Annotated in this window: 19 protein-coding genes; 3 read left to right on the top strand and 16 right to left on the bottom strand. The window is 38.0% G+C overall.

The window, feature by feature from the left end; genetic code table 11:
- Positions 1-16 precede the first annotated feature (16 nt).
- The gene (gene ytvI / locus ACQKIM_RS00865) at positions 17-1,075 is read left to right on the top strand and encodes a sporulation integral membrane protein YtvI (protein WP_427537635.1); all 1,059 of its coding nucleotides are present in this window, start codon (positions 17-19) and stop codon (positions 1,073-1,075) included.
- Between the two features lie 95 nt (positions 1,076-1,170).
- Here the strand turns inward: ytvI and ACQKIM_RS00860 are convergent, their stop codons facing one another.
- Positions 1,171-2,289, bottom strand: a complete 1,119-nt coding sequence (locus ACQKIM_RS00860; protein ID WP_427537632.1) for an NlpC/P60 family protein — start codon at positions 2,287-2,289, stop codon at positions 1,171-1,173.
- A gap of 337 nt (positions 2,290-2,626) precedes the next feature.
- Positions 2,627-4,615 carry an ABC1 kinase family protein gene (locus ACQKIM_RS00855; protein ID WP_427537629.1) on the bottom strand — a complete coding sequence of 663 codons (1,989 nt, stop codon included), beginning with the start codon at positions 4,613-4,615 and terminating at the stop codon, positions 2,627-2,629.
- Positions 4,616-4,873: 258 nt separating this feature from the next.
- Here ACQKIM_RS00855 and ACQKIM_RS00850 point away from each other — a divergent pair, with 258 nt between their 5' ends.
- Positions 4,874-6,568 carry an FAD-dependent oxidoreductase gene (locus ACQKIM_RS00850; RefSeq protein ID WP_427537626.1) on the top strand — a complete coding sequence of 565 codons (1,695 nt, stop codon included), beginning with the start codon at positions 4,874-4,876 and terminating at the stop codon, positions 6,566-6,568.
- A gap of 39 nt (positions 6,569-6,607) precedes the next feature.
- Here the strand turns inward: ACQKIM_RS00850 and ACQKIM_RS00845 are convergent, their stop codons facing one another.
- The 11 genes from ACQKIM_RS00845 to hmpA all read right to left on the bottom strand — a co-directional run bounded on the left by ACQKIM_RS00845 (position 6,608) and on the right by hmpA (position 14,738).
- Positions 6,608-7,558 carry a c-type cytochrome gene (locus tag ACQKIM_RS00845; RefSeq protein WP_427537623.1) on the bottom strand — a complete coding sequence of 317 codons (951 nt, stop codon included), beginning with the start codon at positions 7,556-7,558 and terminating at the stop codon, positions 6,608-6,610.
- 234 nt (positions 7,559-7,792) lie between these two features.
- Positions 7,793-8,497 carry a DsbA family oxidoreductase gene (locus ACQKIM_RS00840; RefSeq protein WP_427537620.1) on the bottom strand — a complete coding sequence of 235 codons (705 nt, stop codon included), beginning with the start codon at positions 8,495-8,497 and terminating at the stop codon, positions 7,793-7,795.
- A 228-nt stretch (positions 8,498-8,725) separates the two neighbouring features.
- On the bottom strand, positions 8,726-9,505 hold the full coding sequence (locus ACQKIM_RS00835) for a sulfite exporter TauE/SafE family protein (protein ID WP_427537617.1): 780 nt from the start codon (positions 9,503-9,505) through the stop codon (positions 8,726-8,728).
- Between the two features lie 161 nt (positions 9,506-9,666).
- Positions 9,667-9,894, bottom strand: coding sequence for a sulfurtransferase TusA family protein (locus ACQKIM_RS00830; RefSeq protein WP_427537822.1), 228 nt, complete (start codon positions 9,892-9,894; stop codon positions 9,667-9,669).
- 159 nt (positions 9,895-10,053) lie between these two features.
- Entirely contained in the window at positions 10,054-11,181 is a 1,128-nt protein-coding gene (locus ACQKIM_RS00825) for an MBL fold metallo-hydrolase (RefSeq protein ID WP_427537614.1), read from the bottom strand.
- A gap of 87 nt (positions 11,182-11,268) precedes the next feature.
- Complete coding sequence (locus tag ACQKIM_RS00820; protein WP_427537611.1) at positions 11,269-11,664, bottom strand: DsrE/DsrF/DrsH-like family protein; 396 nt, start codon at positions 11,662-11,664, stop codon at positions 11,269-11,271.
- Between the two features lie 12 nt (positions 11,665-11,676).
- Positions 11,677-12,231, bottom strand: coding sequence for a sulfurtransferase TusA family protein (locus ACQKIM_RS00815; RefSeq protein WP_427537608.1), 555 nt, complete (start codon positions 12,229-12,231; stop codon positions 11,677-11,679).
- A gap of 59 nt (positions 12,232-12,290) precedes the next feature.
- The gene (locus tag ACQKIM_RS00810; RefSeq protein ID WP_427537605.1) at positions 12,291-12,587 is read right to left on the bottom strand and encodes a rhodanese-like domain-containing protein; all 297 of its coding nucleotides are present in this window, start codon (positions 12,585-12,587) and stop codon (positions 12,291-12,293) included.
- Positions 12,588-12,600: 13 nt separating this feature from the next.
- Complete coding sequence (locus ACQKIM_RS00805; protein ID WP_427537602.1) at positions 12,601-12,942, bottom strand: rhodanese-like domain-containing protein; 342 nt, start codon at positions 12,940-12,942, stop codon at positions 12,601-12,603.
- Between the two features lie 125 nt (positions 12,943-13,067).
- Entirely contained in the window at positions 13,068-13,328 is a 261-nt protein-coding gene (locus tag ACQKIM_RS00800; RefSeq protein ID WP_427537599.1) for a metal-sensitive transcriptional regulator, read from the bottom strand.
- A 243-nt stretch (positions 13,329-13,571) separates the two neighbouring features.
- Positions 13,572-14,738, bottom strand: a complete 1,167-nt coding sequence (hmpA, locus tag ACQKIM_RS00795; protein WP_427537596.1) for an NO-inducible flavohemoprotein — start codon at positions 14,736-14,738, stop codon at positions 13,572-13,574.
- A gap of 190 nt (positions 14,739-14,928) precedes the next feature.
- Between hmpA and ACQKIM_RS00790 the strand changes: the two genes are divergently transcribed.
- Positions 14,929-15,366: an Rrf2 family transcriptional regulator gene (locus tag ACQKIM_RS00790; RefSeq protein ID WP_054771049.1), complete on the top strand. Its 438-nt coding sequence runs from the start codon at positions 14,929-14,931 to the stop codon at positions 15,364-15,366.
- A gap of 42 nt (positions 15,367-15,408) precedes the next feature.
- Here ACQKIM_RS00790 and ACQKIM_RS00785 read toward each other — a convergent pair whose 3' ends face one another.
- The 3 genes from ACQKIM_RS00785 to ACQKIM_RS00775 are packed head-to-tail and all read right to left on the bottom strand — an operon-like array spanning position 15,409 to position 17,133.
- Complete coding sequence (locus ACQKIM_RS00785; RefSeq protein WP_427537593.1) at positions 15,409-16,389, bottom strand: GNAT family N-acetyltransferase; 981 nt, start codon at positions 16,387-16,389, stop codon at positions 15,409-15,411.
- Between the two features lie 18 nt (positions 16,390-16,407).
- Positions 16,408-16,866 (bottom strand): nucleoside deaminase, encoded by a 459-nt coding sequence (locus tag ACQKIM_RS00780; RefSeq protein ID WP_427537590.1) that lies wholly within the window; start codon positions 16,864-16,866, stop codon positions 16,408-16,410.
- An 18-nt stretch (positions 16,867-16,884) separates the two neighbouring features.
- The gene (locus ACQKIM_RS00775) at positions 16,885-17,133 is read right to left on the bottom strand and encodes a VOC family protein (RefSeq protein WP_427537587.1); all 249 of its coding nucleotides are present in this window, start codon (positions 17,131-17,133) and stop codon (positions 16,885-16,887) included.
- Positions 17,134-17,206 lie beyond the last annotated feature (73 nt).

The raw sequence follows: 17,206 nt of genomic DNA, 5'->3' as shown, positions 1-17,206 counted from the left end.
TAAAGAAGGTGAATATATGAATAAATTAAATACTAGGAAACTGATTTTTAGATTGATAATGATTATTTCTATAATCGTAGCTGCATATTTTATTATCCCTGTTTCCGTACCAATCATCTTAGCTGGTGTCACCGCATTTTTTTTAGAGCCAATTGTTATGTTCTTTAAACGGCAATGGAAAATGTCACGGAAAATTGCAGTTGCTGTTATTTACATAGTGAGTGTCATCCTAATTACTGTTATTTGTTACTTTACGATTACACAACTTATGTCTCAAATAATATTAGTTTCAAAGCAAGCTCCATACTATATTTCAAAGCTATCAGAAATGTGGCTTACTATGCAAGAAAACATTTCTAAATACACTGAAGACTTTCCACCTGAAGTAAGTGCCTCGCTTCAAAATACAACGATGGATTTCATTAAGAAAATTGAAGAATCTTTTTTGAATTTCTTTAATTATACCAAAGTTACAGCCTTCTTTTCAGAAATTCCAAGCCTATTCATTAGTCTTCTGGTATATATGATTGCTCTCTTTCTATTTATGCTAGATCTGCCTAAATTAAAACAGATCACTTATAAATATTTGAAGCCTAGCACTGCAAACAAATTAAAGATTATTTTAAATCGCTTAAAGGATGCTATTTTTGGTTATATGAAGGCACATTTATTTGTTAGTTTTATCATTGGTGGCGTCACACTAATTGGCCTTTTATTAATTCAGCCTAAATATGCTGTGACAATGACTATCATTATATGGATCATTGACATTATTCCTTTCCTTGGTTCCATTATTATATTGGCACCATGGGCACTGTATCACCTGCTGATAGGAAATATATCTATCGCTGTAAAATTATTCATCTTAGCAGCTATTTTACTCATTATTCGACGAGTAGTCGAGCCTAAATTAATGGGAGACCATATTGGGTTATCCACTTTACCAACATTAATAGCTATGTTTATCGGTCTACAATTATTTGGTGTTATAGGGTTACTTGCTGGACCCTTCGTTATTATTTTCTTCGTTGCATTAAAAGAAACAGGTATTATCAAATTGAATTTTAAAATTTAATCATGTGAAAGAAATAATGTATCAAAAAAAGGTCATCTTTGTAATAAACAAAGATGACCTTTTTGTTAATTCAATCGTCTATATATTAATTGAGCTTATTGAATACGACCAAAGCCAACTAAATACTGATTCCACCAATCAAGTGATTCAACAACAACACCCTTATTTTGAGCATCAATCATAGTGTTGTTTCCTAAGTAGATACCTACATGCGCTACACCAGAGCCGTAGCTGAAGAATACAAGGTCACCTACACGTGCTTCACTTGCTGAAATACGTTGAGTTGCTAGATATTGTTGTGATGCTGTACGTGGTAAAGATACACCAGCTTGTTTGTAAGACCATTGTACAAGACCTGAACAGTCAAATCCTGTCGATGGGTTACTTCCACCCCAAACATAACTACGGCCTAGGAATTGCTTTGCAGTTGAAATAGCATCACCTGAAGATGCCGTACCTGAACCTGAACCGAAAACAATTTTGCCTCCGTTATTTGAAGCTTGTACAGCCGGAGTAGCTGCTTGAAGTGCACGTAAACGAGCTGCTTCTTCCTCTGCTGCTTTACGTTCTGCTTCTAACCGTTCTTCCTCTTGTTTTGTTGCAATCTGTGCTTTTAATGCAAGTGACTTAGCTTCGCTTTCAGCCTTTTTCACTTCCATTTCGCTTTCCTTTTGTTGAAGCTCTTGGAATTGTTTTTGAAGCTCTTTTTGTTTTTCATCTAATGTTGCCTTTTGTTGCTCTAGGCTGGCCTTATCTGCTTCCTGTTGATCAACTAGTTCTTGGTCAGCGTCCATTAATGTTTTAACCGCTACGACACGGTCCATTAAATCAGCAAAGCTTTTTGCTTCAAGGACAACGCTTAAATAGACACCCACTGTGTTATCCTGTGCTTGGTATGCAGCCATACGCTCGCTTAAAATTGCTGAACGTTGCTCAATACGTTTTTCTGTCTCAGCAATACTTGCATCTATTTCTTTAATGTCTGCCTGAACCTGATTAAATACTTTTACTTTTTCATCGATCTCTTGTTGTAGTTTTGTTAAATCTTCTTGAAGTTTTTTAATTTCTGCATCTATTTTAGCTTTTTTCTCGATCATTTGTTGAGAAGTTTCTTCTGCATGCACTTCTGTTGGTTGTACTGTATTAAATAATAAGCCGCCAGCTAGTGCCAGTGCTAGTACCATCGACTTACGCCATTTATTGCGCTTACCCACGTTAACTTCTTTCCCTTCATCTCATCAATTTCGTTTTTCGTGTTCTATGTAGTCACTCGAACGATGTATATTTGTAAATTTATTCTTATATTTTCATTAGCCTTTTAAAGTTTAGCATTAATAGCATAACTTTTATACTATTTCGCGTCTTTTTAATACTTTAGTAAAACTCGAAATAATTCTGTAACATTCGATAAAATGACCACAAAATCTACTTAACGCTATTTTTTTCTACAAATTACACATTTTTAATTTTGCTCTATTTGACCTATTTCGAAATTTGTAATGTTTCTGTAATATTTCTTGCACAAAAAAGGGTAAGGGATTTTTCCCTTACCTATTGCTTCATAGACCGTAATGCTTGTATGGAAAGTCGTACTAATAAAATTGCACATAAAAATAAACCTAAGTATGCTGCTGTATTCAGATAAACAGCATAAGAATCATGAATAAATTGTGAGATAGCTAACAGTGCTACTGAAATGATTCCAAAGGTGATGCCAACGAGAAGCAAGACAAAACGTGAAAACAAATTGGTTACAAAGCGAGCATTGTGTTCATCTGAAAAAATATCATGGTGTAAAATAATTTTTCCACTCTCTACTCGTTGAATAAGCTGATCAACCCGTCTTGGCATTTTGCGCAATGTCGGGATAAGCATTGATAACTCTTCTTGTAAGCGCTCCTTTGTGGCCATTGGTTCTTTAAATGGCTTGAGGAATGATGCCCGCATATAAGAAGCAGAAAAATCTTTGGATTCAGTGAAAATATCAAAACTCGGATCGATTACTCTTAATGTTCCATCTAATGTTACTAGCGAACGAAGCGCTAAACCAACTGCAGGATAAAAAGCAAGTCCAAAATCACGAACAACCGTAAACAATGCATGTATTAATTCTTCAGTTGGAATTCGATCTACATAAGAAATTTTCAACAAAATTTGGTCGATTGCCTGTTCCATTCTCGCACGCTCAGCATGATCTGCATGTTCAACCAACAGTGTTAAGCCGTCGTATAAAATACTTGAATCATTTAACTGTATGCCCATTAAAAATAGCTTCAAGCCCTCTTGCTGAGTTGCTCCTAGGCGACCAACTGCTCCAAAATCAAGCAGGATTGGAATACCATCAGTCTCATCGATATGAATATTTCCTGGATGTGGATCTGCATGGAAGATACCTGAAAAAAGCATCTGCTCAAAGAAGGAATATAAAACGGTACGTGCAAATTGCCTACGATCAATTTTTAAACGTTTAAATTCTGCCGCTCCACTCGCCACACTTTTTCCTCGCACATACTCCATAACAATTATATTTTCAGTACAGTAATCCATGTAGATTTTAGGAATCCTTACCTTGTAATCACTTTTAGAAAGAGCATTTGTCACCTGTAATGTATTTCGGACCTCAATATCTAAATGAATTTCCTCACGTAATCCATCCGCAAAACCGCCAGCTAATTCCCGAAATCCTAATGATTCAGCCCATGTAGACTTATTTGTCAGCCAATTGGCAAATTCCTCTAAAATATCAAGATCATCTCGCATAATCCCCTTCACCTCTGGACGCAGTAGCTTTACCACGACTTCATCATAATTCTTCAATCGTGCTTTATGTACCTGTCCAATAGATGCTGCTGCGATTGGTTCCATTTGAAAGCTTGCAAACACCTCATTTACGGGCTTTGGAAGTGAATTTTCTAAAATTTGAGTCACCTGCTCTGGTCGCAGAGGCTTTACATTATGCTGTAGCCTTTCCAGCTCATCAATAAATATTGGAGAGAATAATTCCTTACGCGTAGAAAGGACTTGACCAAATTTAATGAATATCCCACCACATTGCTCCAATGTAGCCCTTAAAGCTATAGCCAGTTCCTTTTCATTTTCCCGTTGTCTCGCATATTTGATGGTTTGTACAACACCATTCGTTACAGCGATTTTTAACACCTGTCGTAAACGCTTTTGCTGCCGCCAATAGCTGCGAAGACGTAACACTAAGGTTTTTTGACCATTTCGCCGATCTCCAGCTGTAATACCGCTTGAGTCAAAAAGCTCAAAGACAAGATAAAGCAGCATAGAAATTAGTAGCATGCTTCCTATCCAAATAAGTGTACTAACCTCTGTTACTGTTTGCATCATCGTTTCGGATAAAAAATCCGTATGACGCAAATAGGAGTACCAGTAAACAAAGGACGTTAGCGTTACACTAATAAGTACTGAAAGAAATCTGCGTACAAAGTTAATATTTGAACCAATTAAGCGCCCGCTGACAAAATAAATAAGCCCTGATACAACAATAATTTGGATTAAAAACTTTAAAAAAATCAACAGTGTCACCCCCAATGCTACTTCCTAATACTGCTAGTATAACAAATTTAGGCACTTATTTTCTTTTACTAGGTTTCTCTTTCCCCTTCACCTTCCGATTTAAAGAATTTTATATTTCTATTGATGAAATACCATGCAGGGTATATAATTTACTTATAGCAACGTTTCTTAAATTTTTAACGCTAATTTATCGTTATAAATCTTTATTTTAGACCTACATACCCATATACGTATAAAAAGAAAAGGATGTGTCTGTAAATGCGTAAAAAATTTTTAGTAGTCGGTGGTGTAGCAGGAGGAGCCTCTGCTGCAGCACGAATTCGCCGTCTTGATGAGCACGCTGAAATTATTATGTTTGAAAAAGGACCAAATGTTTCATTTTCCAACTGTTCTTTACCCTTTCACTTAAGTGGTATTGTTGAAAAAAGTGACAAATTGATTTTAATGTCACCGCAGACCTTTCAAACGAAATATAACATTGAAGCACGTGTTCTTCACGAAGTGATACGTATTCACCGACTAGAAAAAACAATTACGGTAAAGGATTTACACACAGGTAATGAATATGAGGAAAACTACGATACGTTAGTGTTATCCCCTGGAGCAATTCCAATCGTCCCTAACTTAGATGGCATTCATTCTTCTCACGTTTTTACTGTTCGCAATGTCTCAGATATAGACCGTTTGAATCGTTATATACAGAGCGATGATATACAAGATATCGCCGTGATTGGCGGTGGATTTATCGGCGTAGAGGTTGCAGAAAATTTGCAGCTTGCTGGCTTTAATGTCTCGCTCGTTGAATTTAGTCAGCAAATTATGATGCCCTTTGATTTTGATATGGCTCAAATTTTACAAAAAGAGATGAAGGATCGAGGAGTTAATGTCATTGTCAATGATGGTTTAGCCAAGGTTGCCGCTGATTATGTAGAACTAAATTCTGGCAAACAAGTAAAGGCACAAGCTGTCGTTTTAGCAATTGGTGTCCGTCCTGAAACATTTTTAGCGCAAGATGCTGGGCTGGCAATAGGTGAACTTGGCGGAATTAAGGTAGATGCTAATTATGTCACATCTGACCCATCTATTTATGCTGTTGGTGATGCCATAGAAGTATTTCATCAATTGACTCATAAACAAACACGTCTGGCACTAGCTGGTCCTGCACTACGACAGGCACGGGCAGCAGCAAACCATATGTTCAATATGCCTCAGCAAAATAAAGGTGTTATCGGTTCCTCAAGTGTGCAAATTTTCGATCTTACATGTGCTTCTACTGGCTTAAATGAAAAAACTGCACTAGCACAAGGCTTTCAAGCTAAGAGTGTGTATCTGATTGCACCAGATAAAGTCGGTTTAATGCCAAATAGTCATCCACTCCACTTCAAGCTTGTTTTTGAAGAACCTACTGGAAGAATTCTTGGGGCACAAGCGATTGGAAAAGGTAGTGCAGAGAAACGTATTGATGTTATAGCAACTATGATTACAATGGGTGGAACAATAGAGGACTTAAAGGAATTAGAACTTACTTATTCCCCAATGTTTAGCACTGCCCGGGATATTGTCAATTTAGCTGCACTAGTCGCTCAAAATCAGTTATACGGTACCTACAAGCAGATAAAAGTTGATGAGGTTAGAGATCTTGTCGAAAATAATGTCTATTTTTTAGATGTGCGAGAAAAAAATGAATATGATGCTGGCCATCTCATCCATGCACATAATATTCCGTTAAGTGAGATACGTAACCGGTTGAATGAGATTCCACAAGATATTCCCGTTTACGTTCATTGTCGTTCTGGACAACGAAGCTACAATGCAGTAATGACCCTACAGAATAACGGATTCTCCAATGTTTTTAATGTAGCAGGCTCCTTCCTAGGTATTTGTCTATATGAATACTTTACAGATGTCACTACAAACAGAGAAAAAATTGTGACAGCCTACAACTTTAATTAAGCTAAAAGGGATGCCGCCAAATTGCAGCATCCCCTATTTTTAATTAGTGGAAAGCACTTGCTCCCAATCTATTGTGCCGTTTTTTACTTGGTCACGTTTTTCTTTAACCATAATATCATTTGGACGTCCACCCTTAGGCCAGTCTTTATCATGATTCGCCCACTCAGGTCGGTCCTGCGATAAAATAAAGGCAGCTAAATCAGCAGCGTCTTGATCAGTCAATGATCCAATTGCTCCAACTGGCATATTATTTTTTATGTAACCAGCCATTTTTGACATACGTGCAATACCTGCCCCATCATTAAATGAATTTTCACCCCATAATGCAGGTCCTGTATTAGCACCAGTACCAGCGCCATCCGCTGCATGACAGGCTATACAAGATTGTCCATATAATGTTTCACCATTTGCGACATCTGGTATTGGAACATTTTTCATATTACTTGTGCCTGCCCATTCACGTTCAGCTCCAATCGGAACCCCTTCTGAGATATAAGCGAAATAAGATACCATTGCCTCTAATTCCTTGCTATTCATGTCAAATTTTTTACCATTCATACTACGAACCATACAACCATTAATACGCTCTTCTATTGTCACAATATCACCAGAACGGGCAATATATTGCGGATAATTTGCCATAACGCCAACTAATGACGATGCTTGCTCATCATACCCCGCTCCTGCATGACAGCTTGTACAGGACAATTGGTTTCCAACATATTCTTCTGCAGCAACATGTGTATTATTAACTAGCTCATAGCCGTACAAGATGGCTTCCTTCATAGGTCCCTCTGGTACTTCCTCAATACTTGGCGGTGCATAGACAACTGACTGCGCAGCTGCTGATGTTGGTATTTTTGATTGTGTTGCTGCTTCTTCAGTTTCTCCATTAGCACCACCTAAAATTTTGTCACTAATGGCTGCTCCTATAAAGAGCGTGCCTGCTAACAGCACTGTTCCTGCTACTCCTGCTACGATAGGTTTCATCTATAATACCCCCCTTTGTATAATCACCTATATTTTAGCAGAATAATGTATTTCTAGATGTGATTTTTCTCACACCTGGCTAAAATAGAACCATTCAGATGATAAAAATGGATAAATTATGAAATGAATATTGTTCTATAACACAATAAACACGACTTAATACCTCTTGTAGTATATGGATCTTTCTGAAATAAAAATGCCAAGTACAAATAGTACTCGGCACCTTATCCATTGTTATATTTTACACTCACCAGCAGCACAGGAAGCTTCTCCATCACCTGTCATCTTTAAAACAGGTTGAATACCTGCTATCTCTGCTGCTTGATGCAACGTTCGGACGAAAACCTCATTCGGCTCTGCCCCTTTAATACCGTAACGATTTTCAAAAACAAAGAATGGCACACTTTGTACACCAAGCTGCTTTGCATCATAGCGATCTTTATCTAAAGCTTCACTAAAATCATTGGACTCTATAACTTCCTTTGCAAGATTGACATCTAAGTCAAGCGCTTCAATAACTGTTAATAGAAAATTAGAATCGTTTACATCTTCACCCTCTAAAAAGTATCCTCTCATCAGTGCTTCTGTATACTCCGAGTCTTTACCGAACTGTCTTACCCACTTTGCTAATCGATGTGCTGTTTCAGTATGAGCTGTTTTCATTTCTTCGAAGTTGTAGTGAAGCCCCACCTCCGTTGCTCGCATGGCTATGTTCATTGTCATTTTCTTTACTTCTTCTAGCGTTGAGTCAAATTTCGCTACCATTCCCTCATATAACATAGGTGCATTCTCCCTAGGTGTATCTGGCGCTATTTGAAATGCTTTATACTCAATCTCTACTTGCCCAGTATATCCAGCCGAATCGATGGCACGTTCCAATTCACGTTTACCGATATAACAGAACGGACAAGTAAAATCTGAGAAAATTTCAATTTTCATTTTCTACAGCCCTCCCTATCAATTACGCCCTAGCGTAATTGCGTCCGGATTTTTTTCGAGCTCGCTCGAAAAGCTCCTCTTTAAAATCCGTGACATCCGCCAGGGGCTTTATCTTGATTCAGCGGGCGTTTGTACACCCACTGAATAGGAAGAAAATTGCATTCCTATAGAGGTGGGAGTCTTCTGTATCTGTCGATATGCTTTCGATACAAAAAAACATTTGCTGAATCAAGATAAAATATCTATCCAAATTTTAATGGCAGTTGCTAAAATTAGCACTGCTAAAATAGCTTGTAAAACTTTTGTATTTAATTTTTTTCCTGCTCGTGCACCAAGAGGAGCTGCTATAAGACTTGCCACAATCATAATGATTGCAGGATAATAATCAACCTGCCCTGTCATCAGCTTTCCAATTGTTCCACCGATTGAGGATATAAAGGTAATGGCAAGGCTAGAGGCAATCGTCATACGGGTTGGTATACCTAGTATCACCAGCATAATAGGGACTAATAAAAAGCCACCAGCTGCTCCAACAATTCCAGAGCCAATACCAACAATAAATGCTAATATGGCAGCTACTAGTTTATTAAATGTCACCTCGTGCAATGGTTTGTCATCAATCTGCTTCTTAGGAATAAACATCATCACTGCGGCAATCAATGCCAATATGCCATAAACAATGTTAACGCCTGCCTCTGACAAAAATTTGGAGCCGAAGCTGCCGACGAAACTACCAACTAATATAGCACCACCCATATTAATAATAAGGGATTTATTCAAAAAACCTCCTTTACGATAAGCCCATACTCCAGCTATAGAGGCAAAAAACACTTGTACTGCACTTATTCCCGATACCTCATGTGCTGAAAATGCTGCGAATCCAAACAAAGGCGGAATATATAGTAACATTGGATATTTAATAATTGAACCGCCAATACCTAGCATCCCTGATATATATGAACCGATAAAACCAATCAAAAATATTGTTATGATCCATGTAATATCCATTTATTTTCCTTCTTTCTGTCAAATCCACTAAAGATAAAGCCAATATTTCAACTGCAAGTTTTCCACTTCCACACAGAATGTTTACTACGTTAAACAAATTATATTCCACCTGATAACAGAAGGGCTGCTCTATTCTTCTAGATAGACAGCCCTCACAAACCTTAAACTTTCTGAATTAAAAATGTCATGATACCAGCTTCTTCAGATTGACCTAGTATCGTATGACCACCAGCTTTAGCCCAAGCAGGAATATCTGCAAGAGCCCCTTTATCTGTTACTTGAACCTCTAAAATTTCACCTGAAGCTAAAGTATCCATAGCCTTTTTTGTCTTCACGATTGGCATAGGGCAGGATAAGCCCTTTGCATCTAGTTGTAAATTTGATTTCATATTTTTCTCCTTCAGATCGGCAAAGGTTGTAAGCGATTTTACCGATTGTCCTTGTTTTTTCATGACTGTACGAAGAATGAGCGCCTTCACTTCACGATATTTACATGCCACAAACATACATGCATACTCATTGCATTTCACCATGGTTGAACGATGGCCTTATCGAACTGCGCAGCGATTAGGTCCTATCTCCATCTCAGTTTGCTCGTCTAGCTCCGGTGTGATTTTCCCCATGTTTACCTGACGGATTTCTTGATAGGCATTAGGCTGCGGCGGCAATTGCTCTGTGACAATACTTCGGAATTCTGCTTCATCCTCAATATTTAATCCATGATTTTCTACGAATAACTGCCCTAGACGTTTAGCAACTGTCCCATCTTCATTTAACTCATCAATAATCATAAAATGTGCTGGTAAGACTACGAGATCATCAGAAAGTTCACGATAGCGCTTGTAAAGTGTATTACGTAAATCTCCTACCCAATCAGCAGCGAGCCCAGCTAAATCGGGACGACCAATTGAATCGATAAATAAAATATCACCCGTTAATAAATACTTGCTGTCCACTACAAAAGATGTTGAGCCAATTGTATGTCCTGGCGAATAAATGGCTCCTACATCTATGTTAGATGCACCAATTTGAACAGTCGTGCCATCGACTAAAGGTGTATAGTCAAAGACAACCTCCTCTGCATCTTTTGGTGGTAAATAATACACAGCACCTGTAGCTGCCGCGATATGACGCCCACCTGAAATATGGTCAGCATGTAAATGTGTATCCAAAACATATTTGATTGTCACGTTTTTCTCTTTCGCAAAATTTATAAATACATCAGTAAATCGAACGGCATCAATAATAGCAGCCTCTCCCTCAGAGATCACCATATAAGAAAGGCAGCCCTTCCCTAAACGCACAAACTGGTAAAGCTCTCCTCCACCTGTTAAATCACCTACTTTAATGGGTTCTAAATATTCACTCCACGTTTTCATTCCCCCATCTAAATAAGCAACATCACGACCCGCTTCCGATAGCATTTCTGCGACCATCACCGATGACCCCTCTTTGGCACAAACGACTAAAATATCCTTATTAGTCGGGATCTTTGGCAAAATATCCTCAATACCATCTAACAGTTCAAAATATGGGATATTCAGATACTCAAATCTATGACCGTCAATTTTCCAGTCTTCAAATGCATCTACATTACGTACATCTAAAATAAATAACTCTTCGTTATCAATTACTTTTTTAGCCACTTGTGCTGCGTTCCATTTTAGAACTGACATTCCTTTTACCCCCTAAGGTATTATTTTATTGAATTTTTTAGCGGAAAGGATATCCCTCTCCGCTTTTTCTTTGTTTTTTGCAGACAATTAGAATGACAATGACGGTGCAGCGTCCTTCGCAAACTCTAAGAATGTAACAGCTCCACCAACTTCAATACCATCAATAAAATCATCAGTTGTTAAACCCATTACATCCATTGTCATTTGACATGCGATAAATTTCACACCTAGTTCCTGCGCCATTTCCACTAATTGTGGGATGGCTGGCACATTAGCATTGGCAAAGCCCTGTGCAAAATGTTCCGCTCCAGCAGGCATCGGTAATGCATGCATACCTTGCTTATGAATAAAATTTAACCCTTCAAATGTGAAGAAGATGGCTACCTCTTTCTCCGAAGCTGCTGCTGCTGTTGCGATATTGAACACCTTATAAGCATCGAAAAGCCCACCATTACTCGCAATAATTGCTACTTTGTTTGACATCATAAATTCCTCCTAAATTGTTTTTATTAAATCGCCTTTCCAAGAAGTCATACCCGGCAAGACGTTAAATACCTTTGAGAATCCATGTGCGGCAAGTTTTTGTGCAGCAAAATCACTGCGCTTCCCTGTGCGGCAAATAACATAAATCTCCTGATCTTGATCAAGCTCGGAAAGACGTGACTCTAGCTCACCCATCGGTATAGATTTAGCCCCTTCAATATGTCCAAAGGCAAATTCTGCTTCTTCACGCACATCAAGAATTAATCCTTCTTTACCTATAATTTGCTCTATATCAATTGTCTGCGGAAATGTTTTTTCCTCCATGACTTCATTTGAGCATTTACGAATATAATGCTTAAGCACATTTTCTTCTTCCGTAGTCCCAATATATTGGTGCCCCACAGTTTCAGCCCAAGCGGCAATATCAGCCTTTGACCCCTTATCTGTTGCCGATATTTCTAATATTTGCCCTTCCACTAGATCAGCCATTGCCTTTTTCGCCCTTACAATCGGCATTGGACAAGAAAGTCCTTTAGCATCTAGCTGAAAATCCACCTTAATACTCATAATTCTCCTCCTTATACCTATAAGGGTATTATTTTATTCAAAAAAATATAACACTTTTTTTACTTCACTTCACCATTCCAAGCAAGCATACCACCAACCATATTCGCAACATCAAAGCCATAGCTTTCTAAAAATTGAGCAGCTTGCCCACTACGACCACCTGAGCGACAAATCACAACATACGATTCATGTTTATTTAGCTCATGCATTCGAAATTCAAGTAAACCAAGTGGGATATGAATAATACCTGGAATATGTCCAGCCTCCACCTCATCTACTTCACGTACATCAATTAAATGGATTGGCTGACCTTGCTCTAATACCAGTTGCACTTCTTTTGCTGGAATCTCCTTCATGCTTCGTCTCCTCCTAATAGGCACTCATGCCACCACGGACATTTGTAACGCGTTCAAAGCCTTGTTTTTTTAATTGCTTACACGCCTGACTACTGCGCATGCCACTTTGACAAATGACAACTATTTCTTTACCCTTTGGCAATTGATTAAAACTAGAACCTAGCGGAATATTTTTAAACTGAGGGATATTACGCCCCTTATATTCAGCCGGTGTTCGTACATCGATAAAAACTTTATCTTTATCATGTAGAATATTTTTTAGTTGTGTCGCTGAGATTGATTGCACGCCTTTTACAGGCATCATTCTCCAGACTAAAAATGCAATAACAATTGCAATAATAAACCAAGTCTCCAAATCTAACTGCCTCCTTTTATACTATAAAGGGTATATTAATTACGCCCCAGCGTAATTGTGTCCGGATTTTTTTCGAGCTCGCTCGAAAAGTTCATCTTCAAAATCTATGACATTCGCCAGGGGCTTTATCTACTTTTCACCACTAAATCCATTGCCTCTTGGATAGCCATATTCATCTTTCCAGCATCTCCTTCAGCAGTCGTTACACAGTCTAATAAATTTTCACTAACAATAACGCCAATTGTTCGATCAACCGCAGAACGTACGGCAGATAGCTGTGTAATCACATCTTTACAGTGTTGTTCTTCCTCCATCATGCGCAATACACCACGTAACTGACCCTCGATTCGCTTCACACGATTTGCTGTTTTTGGACCATATGCCACTCCGTTCATACCCCCTTTTCATTTGATTGACAGAACCTGCTTACGAGATTCATATTATACCCCACAAGGTATATTGTCAACACAAAAGTTTTTTCTATATTCCCTCAAGGTTCTATCCGTCATTTCAGGATTTCAATCCATCAGTTTTAGAATTCTATCCGCCACTTAATGGTTCCTATCCATCTCAGCTACAGAAAAATCCCCGCTATGAGCCGTTACTCATAGCAGGGATTTCCGGTATTTTTATTTTGCTAATTGCATGGCTGGACCAAAGAATTCATAGTGAATCTTTTCATCTTTCACGCCAATTTCTTGTAAATGTTTAATAACAGCTTCCATAAAGCCAACAGGTCCACATACATAAACATCTGTGTTATCTGCTACTTTTTCCGCTAATATTTCTTTTGTGATTTGCTTATCTTCGTCAGAGTATAACGCTGTATAAGTCGCATTAGGAAGTGCATCCACTTTCCCTTGAATATCATCGCTAAATGCTACAACTTTTTCATTACGTGCACATTGGATAAAGTTTACTTCATTTGCAGCATCATTTTTCAGTGATTGCAACATACTGTTTAATGGCGTTACACCGATACCACCGCTGACAAATGTAATTGGAGCCGTAGTTTCTTCTAAAACAAATAACCCAGCTGGAACACTTACATCCACTAAATCCCCAACTTGTAAGTTATCGTGAATAAAGTTCGAAACTTTACCATTTGGCGTTTGATCACTTTCACGCTTCACCGAAATGCGATAACCATCTTCTGCGCTCGCCTGTGAAAGCGTGTATTGACGATTCATTAAATACTCTTCACCTGGTACTGTCACACGAATGCTAATGTATTGACCTGGTTCATAAACTGGTAGTGGTGAGCCATCTTCATTTTCAAAGTAAACAGAAGTAACAAGATCACTTTCTACTACTTTTTTCGCTACTTTTAATGGTTTAAATAAACGCCAACCACCATTACCTTCAGCTTTTTGGTATAACTCTTCTTCTACTTGAATGAAAACATCTGCGATTACACCATAAGCCTCAGCCCATGCATTAATAATGTCATCTGTTGCCGCATCACCAAGCACTTCTTTAATGGCTTTTAATAAATATTCGCCAACAATGGGATAATGCTCAGGTAAAATACCTAAACTACGATGCTTATGTGCGATTAACATCACTGCTGGCAAAATTGCCCCTAAATTCTCAATATGAACAGCAGCAGCATAAACTGTGTTTGCTAACGCTGTTTGTTGACGACCTTTTTCTTGGTTTGTGTGATTAAAGATATTTAATAATTCCGGATGAGCTTGAAACATATTTTTGTAAAACGTCTTTGTAATTTCAACACCATGAACTTCTAATACAGGAACCGTCGCTTTAATAATTTGTACTGTTTCTTGTTTTAACATATCGCATACCATCCTTTCGTGATTACAATATATCGCTTTCATTCTTCAAAAGCAATATCTAAAATACATCTTTAACAAAATGGACATAATTAATGTATTTTAAATACATCTTAAAAAAAGTATTGAATTTATTATACTTCAAAGTAAAAATGCTATAATTATTGTGAACTACAGAAAGTAGGGTGTTCTTATGCGTCTAACTTTATACACAGATTACTCTCTTCGAACACTTATTTACCTAGGTGCGAAGGAAGACGGTGAATTATCAACCATTCAAGAAATTTCGGATGCTTATAATATATCAAAAAACCATTTAATGAAAGTTACCCATCAGCTCGGATTACTTGGCTACATTGAAACAATTCGTGGGCGAGGTGGAGGTATACGACTAGCAATTGATCCTAAAACTATCACAATTGGTGCAATAGTGCGTCAAACAGAAGAGGATTTTCATCTAGTGGAATGCTTTGATAAAGAAAATAATCTATGTAAGATTGCACCAGAATGTCAGCTAAAAGGTGTCTTAAATGAAGCATTACAAGCCTATTTAGCCGTTTTAGATCGCTATACTCTTGATGATTTTTTACATTCGAAAGAAAAGTTGATGGCACTGTTGCTTGGCAAATAAAATACCCGCTCAACATAAGTTGGACGGGTATTTCTTTATAATCTATAATTTTTTTGAAAAGAAAATCATGTCTAATGCACGTATGCCATTTTCATAGATAGGCTCTGAATAAGAACTAAAAAAGTCCTTTTCGATTGCTTCCATACGAAAGCCTGCCTTTTGATAGAATGCAATATTATCTATACTTGAATTGGCAGTACCAACTAAAATTGTTTGATATCCTTTAGAGTGACAAATGCTAGTTATTTGTCGCAATGCTTCCTTGCCAAGCCCCTTCCCCTGATAATTTGGTACAATCGCAATATTTTTCAACTCCACTGCCTTGTCAGACTGTGCAAGAAGTAATGCTACGCCGGCTAATTGCTCACCACATCTAATTTCATACAAGTCACCGTCATTTACATATTTCCTTACAGCTTCTTCACTTTCATCCGCTAATAATAGTTGTGGTAAATAGCTCTCTCGTGAGCCTTCCACCTCTACTAAGGCTGTACAATAACGGACAAAATCTGCACGTTCAAAAACATTTAAAACACATGGTTGCTTTTCTTTTACCTCTAACCATGCATGCTCCTCTGGAAATTCATTTTCTACGTCTAATCGGATAAATGGCAATTTTTCCTGTGCCTTTTGAGAACGAATATTGACCTGTCTAGCTCCTGCAAAAACCCGTTCAAGCCCTAACTCAAAAAATGCAATATCTAAAATGGCCGTTTTCGCCTCTATATTATAGCCCTTTCCCCAAAATTCATAGCCAAGCCACGAACCAATGTGACAGCTTTTTTTAGTGTGATCGATAAACATTAATGCTGTCACACCAATGAACTGTCCTTCTTCATTTAGGACAACCCGAGGAACAGTCTTTCCATCCTCTTCATCCACACATTCTCGTTTAATAAAGTTTATTGTGTCTTCTACTTTACCAGCAGGTAACCCTAGTGCATCTCTCACCTGTGGCATGGAAGACAATGCATGCATTGCTTCAGCATATTTAATATCATGTCTCACTAAAGTTACTGCCATTCTCTTTCTCCTTTTAGTTCATTCACCGTTGTATTTATGCCAGATATGCATCGGATTTTTTTCATCATCCTTTACTGGCATATGAATCATTTGAAACGAACGTTCATTTTCTAATTTTAATAAATCTACATATACCTCACTAGATCGACTTAAGCCAACCGAAATAGCATCCTCTAAAGAATTTGCGAAATATGCCCTATCTACTCCCGCCATTGCCATCGCGCCAAAACACATTGGACAAGGAGCCCCGCTAGCATACATAACAGTCCCTGTTAAATCCATTGATTGTAACTTTTCCTGTGCACGTCGAACAGCTAAAAGCTCCGCATGACCAGTACTATCTGGGCGAAGATGTAACTCATTGACGCCTTCGCCTATAATTTCTTCATCCTTTACTAATATGGCCCCAAACGGTTGTCCACCTTGTTCTATGTTCACTAGAGCAAGTTCTACAGCTCGCTGCATCCACTTATTCATATATACTCTCCTTTAAAATCAATTATACGTAAGCTGCCAAGATACTCCAAAACGATCCTCAATCCATGTAAATCGCTTAGAAAAGCCATAATTATCAAGAGGCATTAACGCCTTTCCACCCTCTAGCATTTGAGCCGCGAGATGATTGATTTCTTCCACAGATTCACACTCTAGAAAAATAGAGACGGATGGTGTAAAAGTAAAATTATGCTGTATAACACTATCATTGACCATAATTTTCAGACTTTTCAAATCGAGTATAGCCATTGCTATTTGCTACGAGTTTTCCATATATGTTAAGCTCTTGATTTCTAAATCCGAAAACCATTGTTGATATTGA

The sequence above is a fragment of the Lysinibacillus sp. NPDC047702 genome, assembly GCF_050272555.1.
In the GTDB taxonomy this organism is placed as follows: domain Bacteria; phylum Bacillota; class Bacilli; order Bacillales_A; family Planococcaceae; genus Lysinibacillus.
The sequence above is the reverse complement of the archived record's forward strand: the minus strand, read 5'-3'. Positions and strand labels throughout refer to the sequence as shown.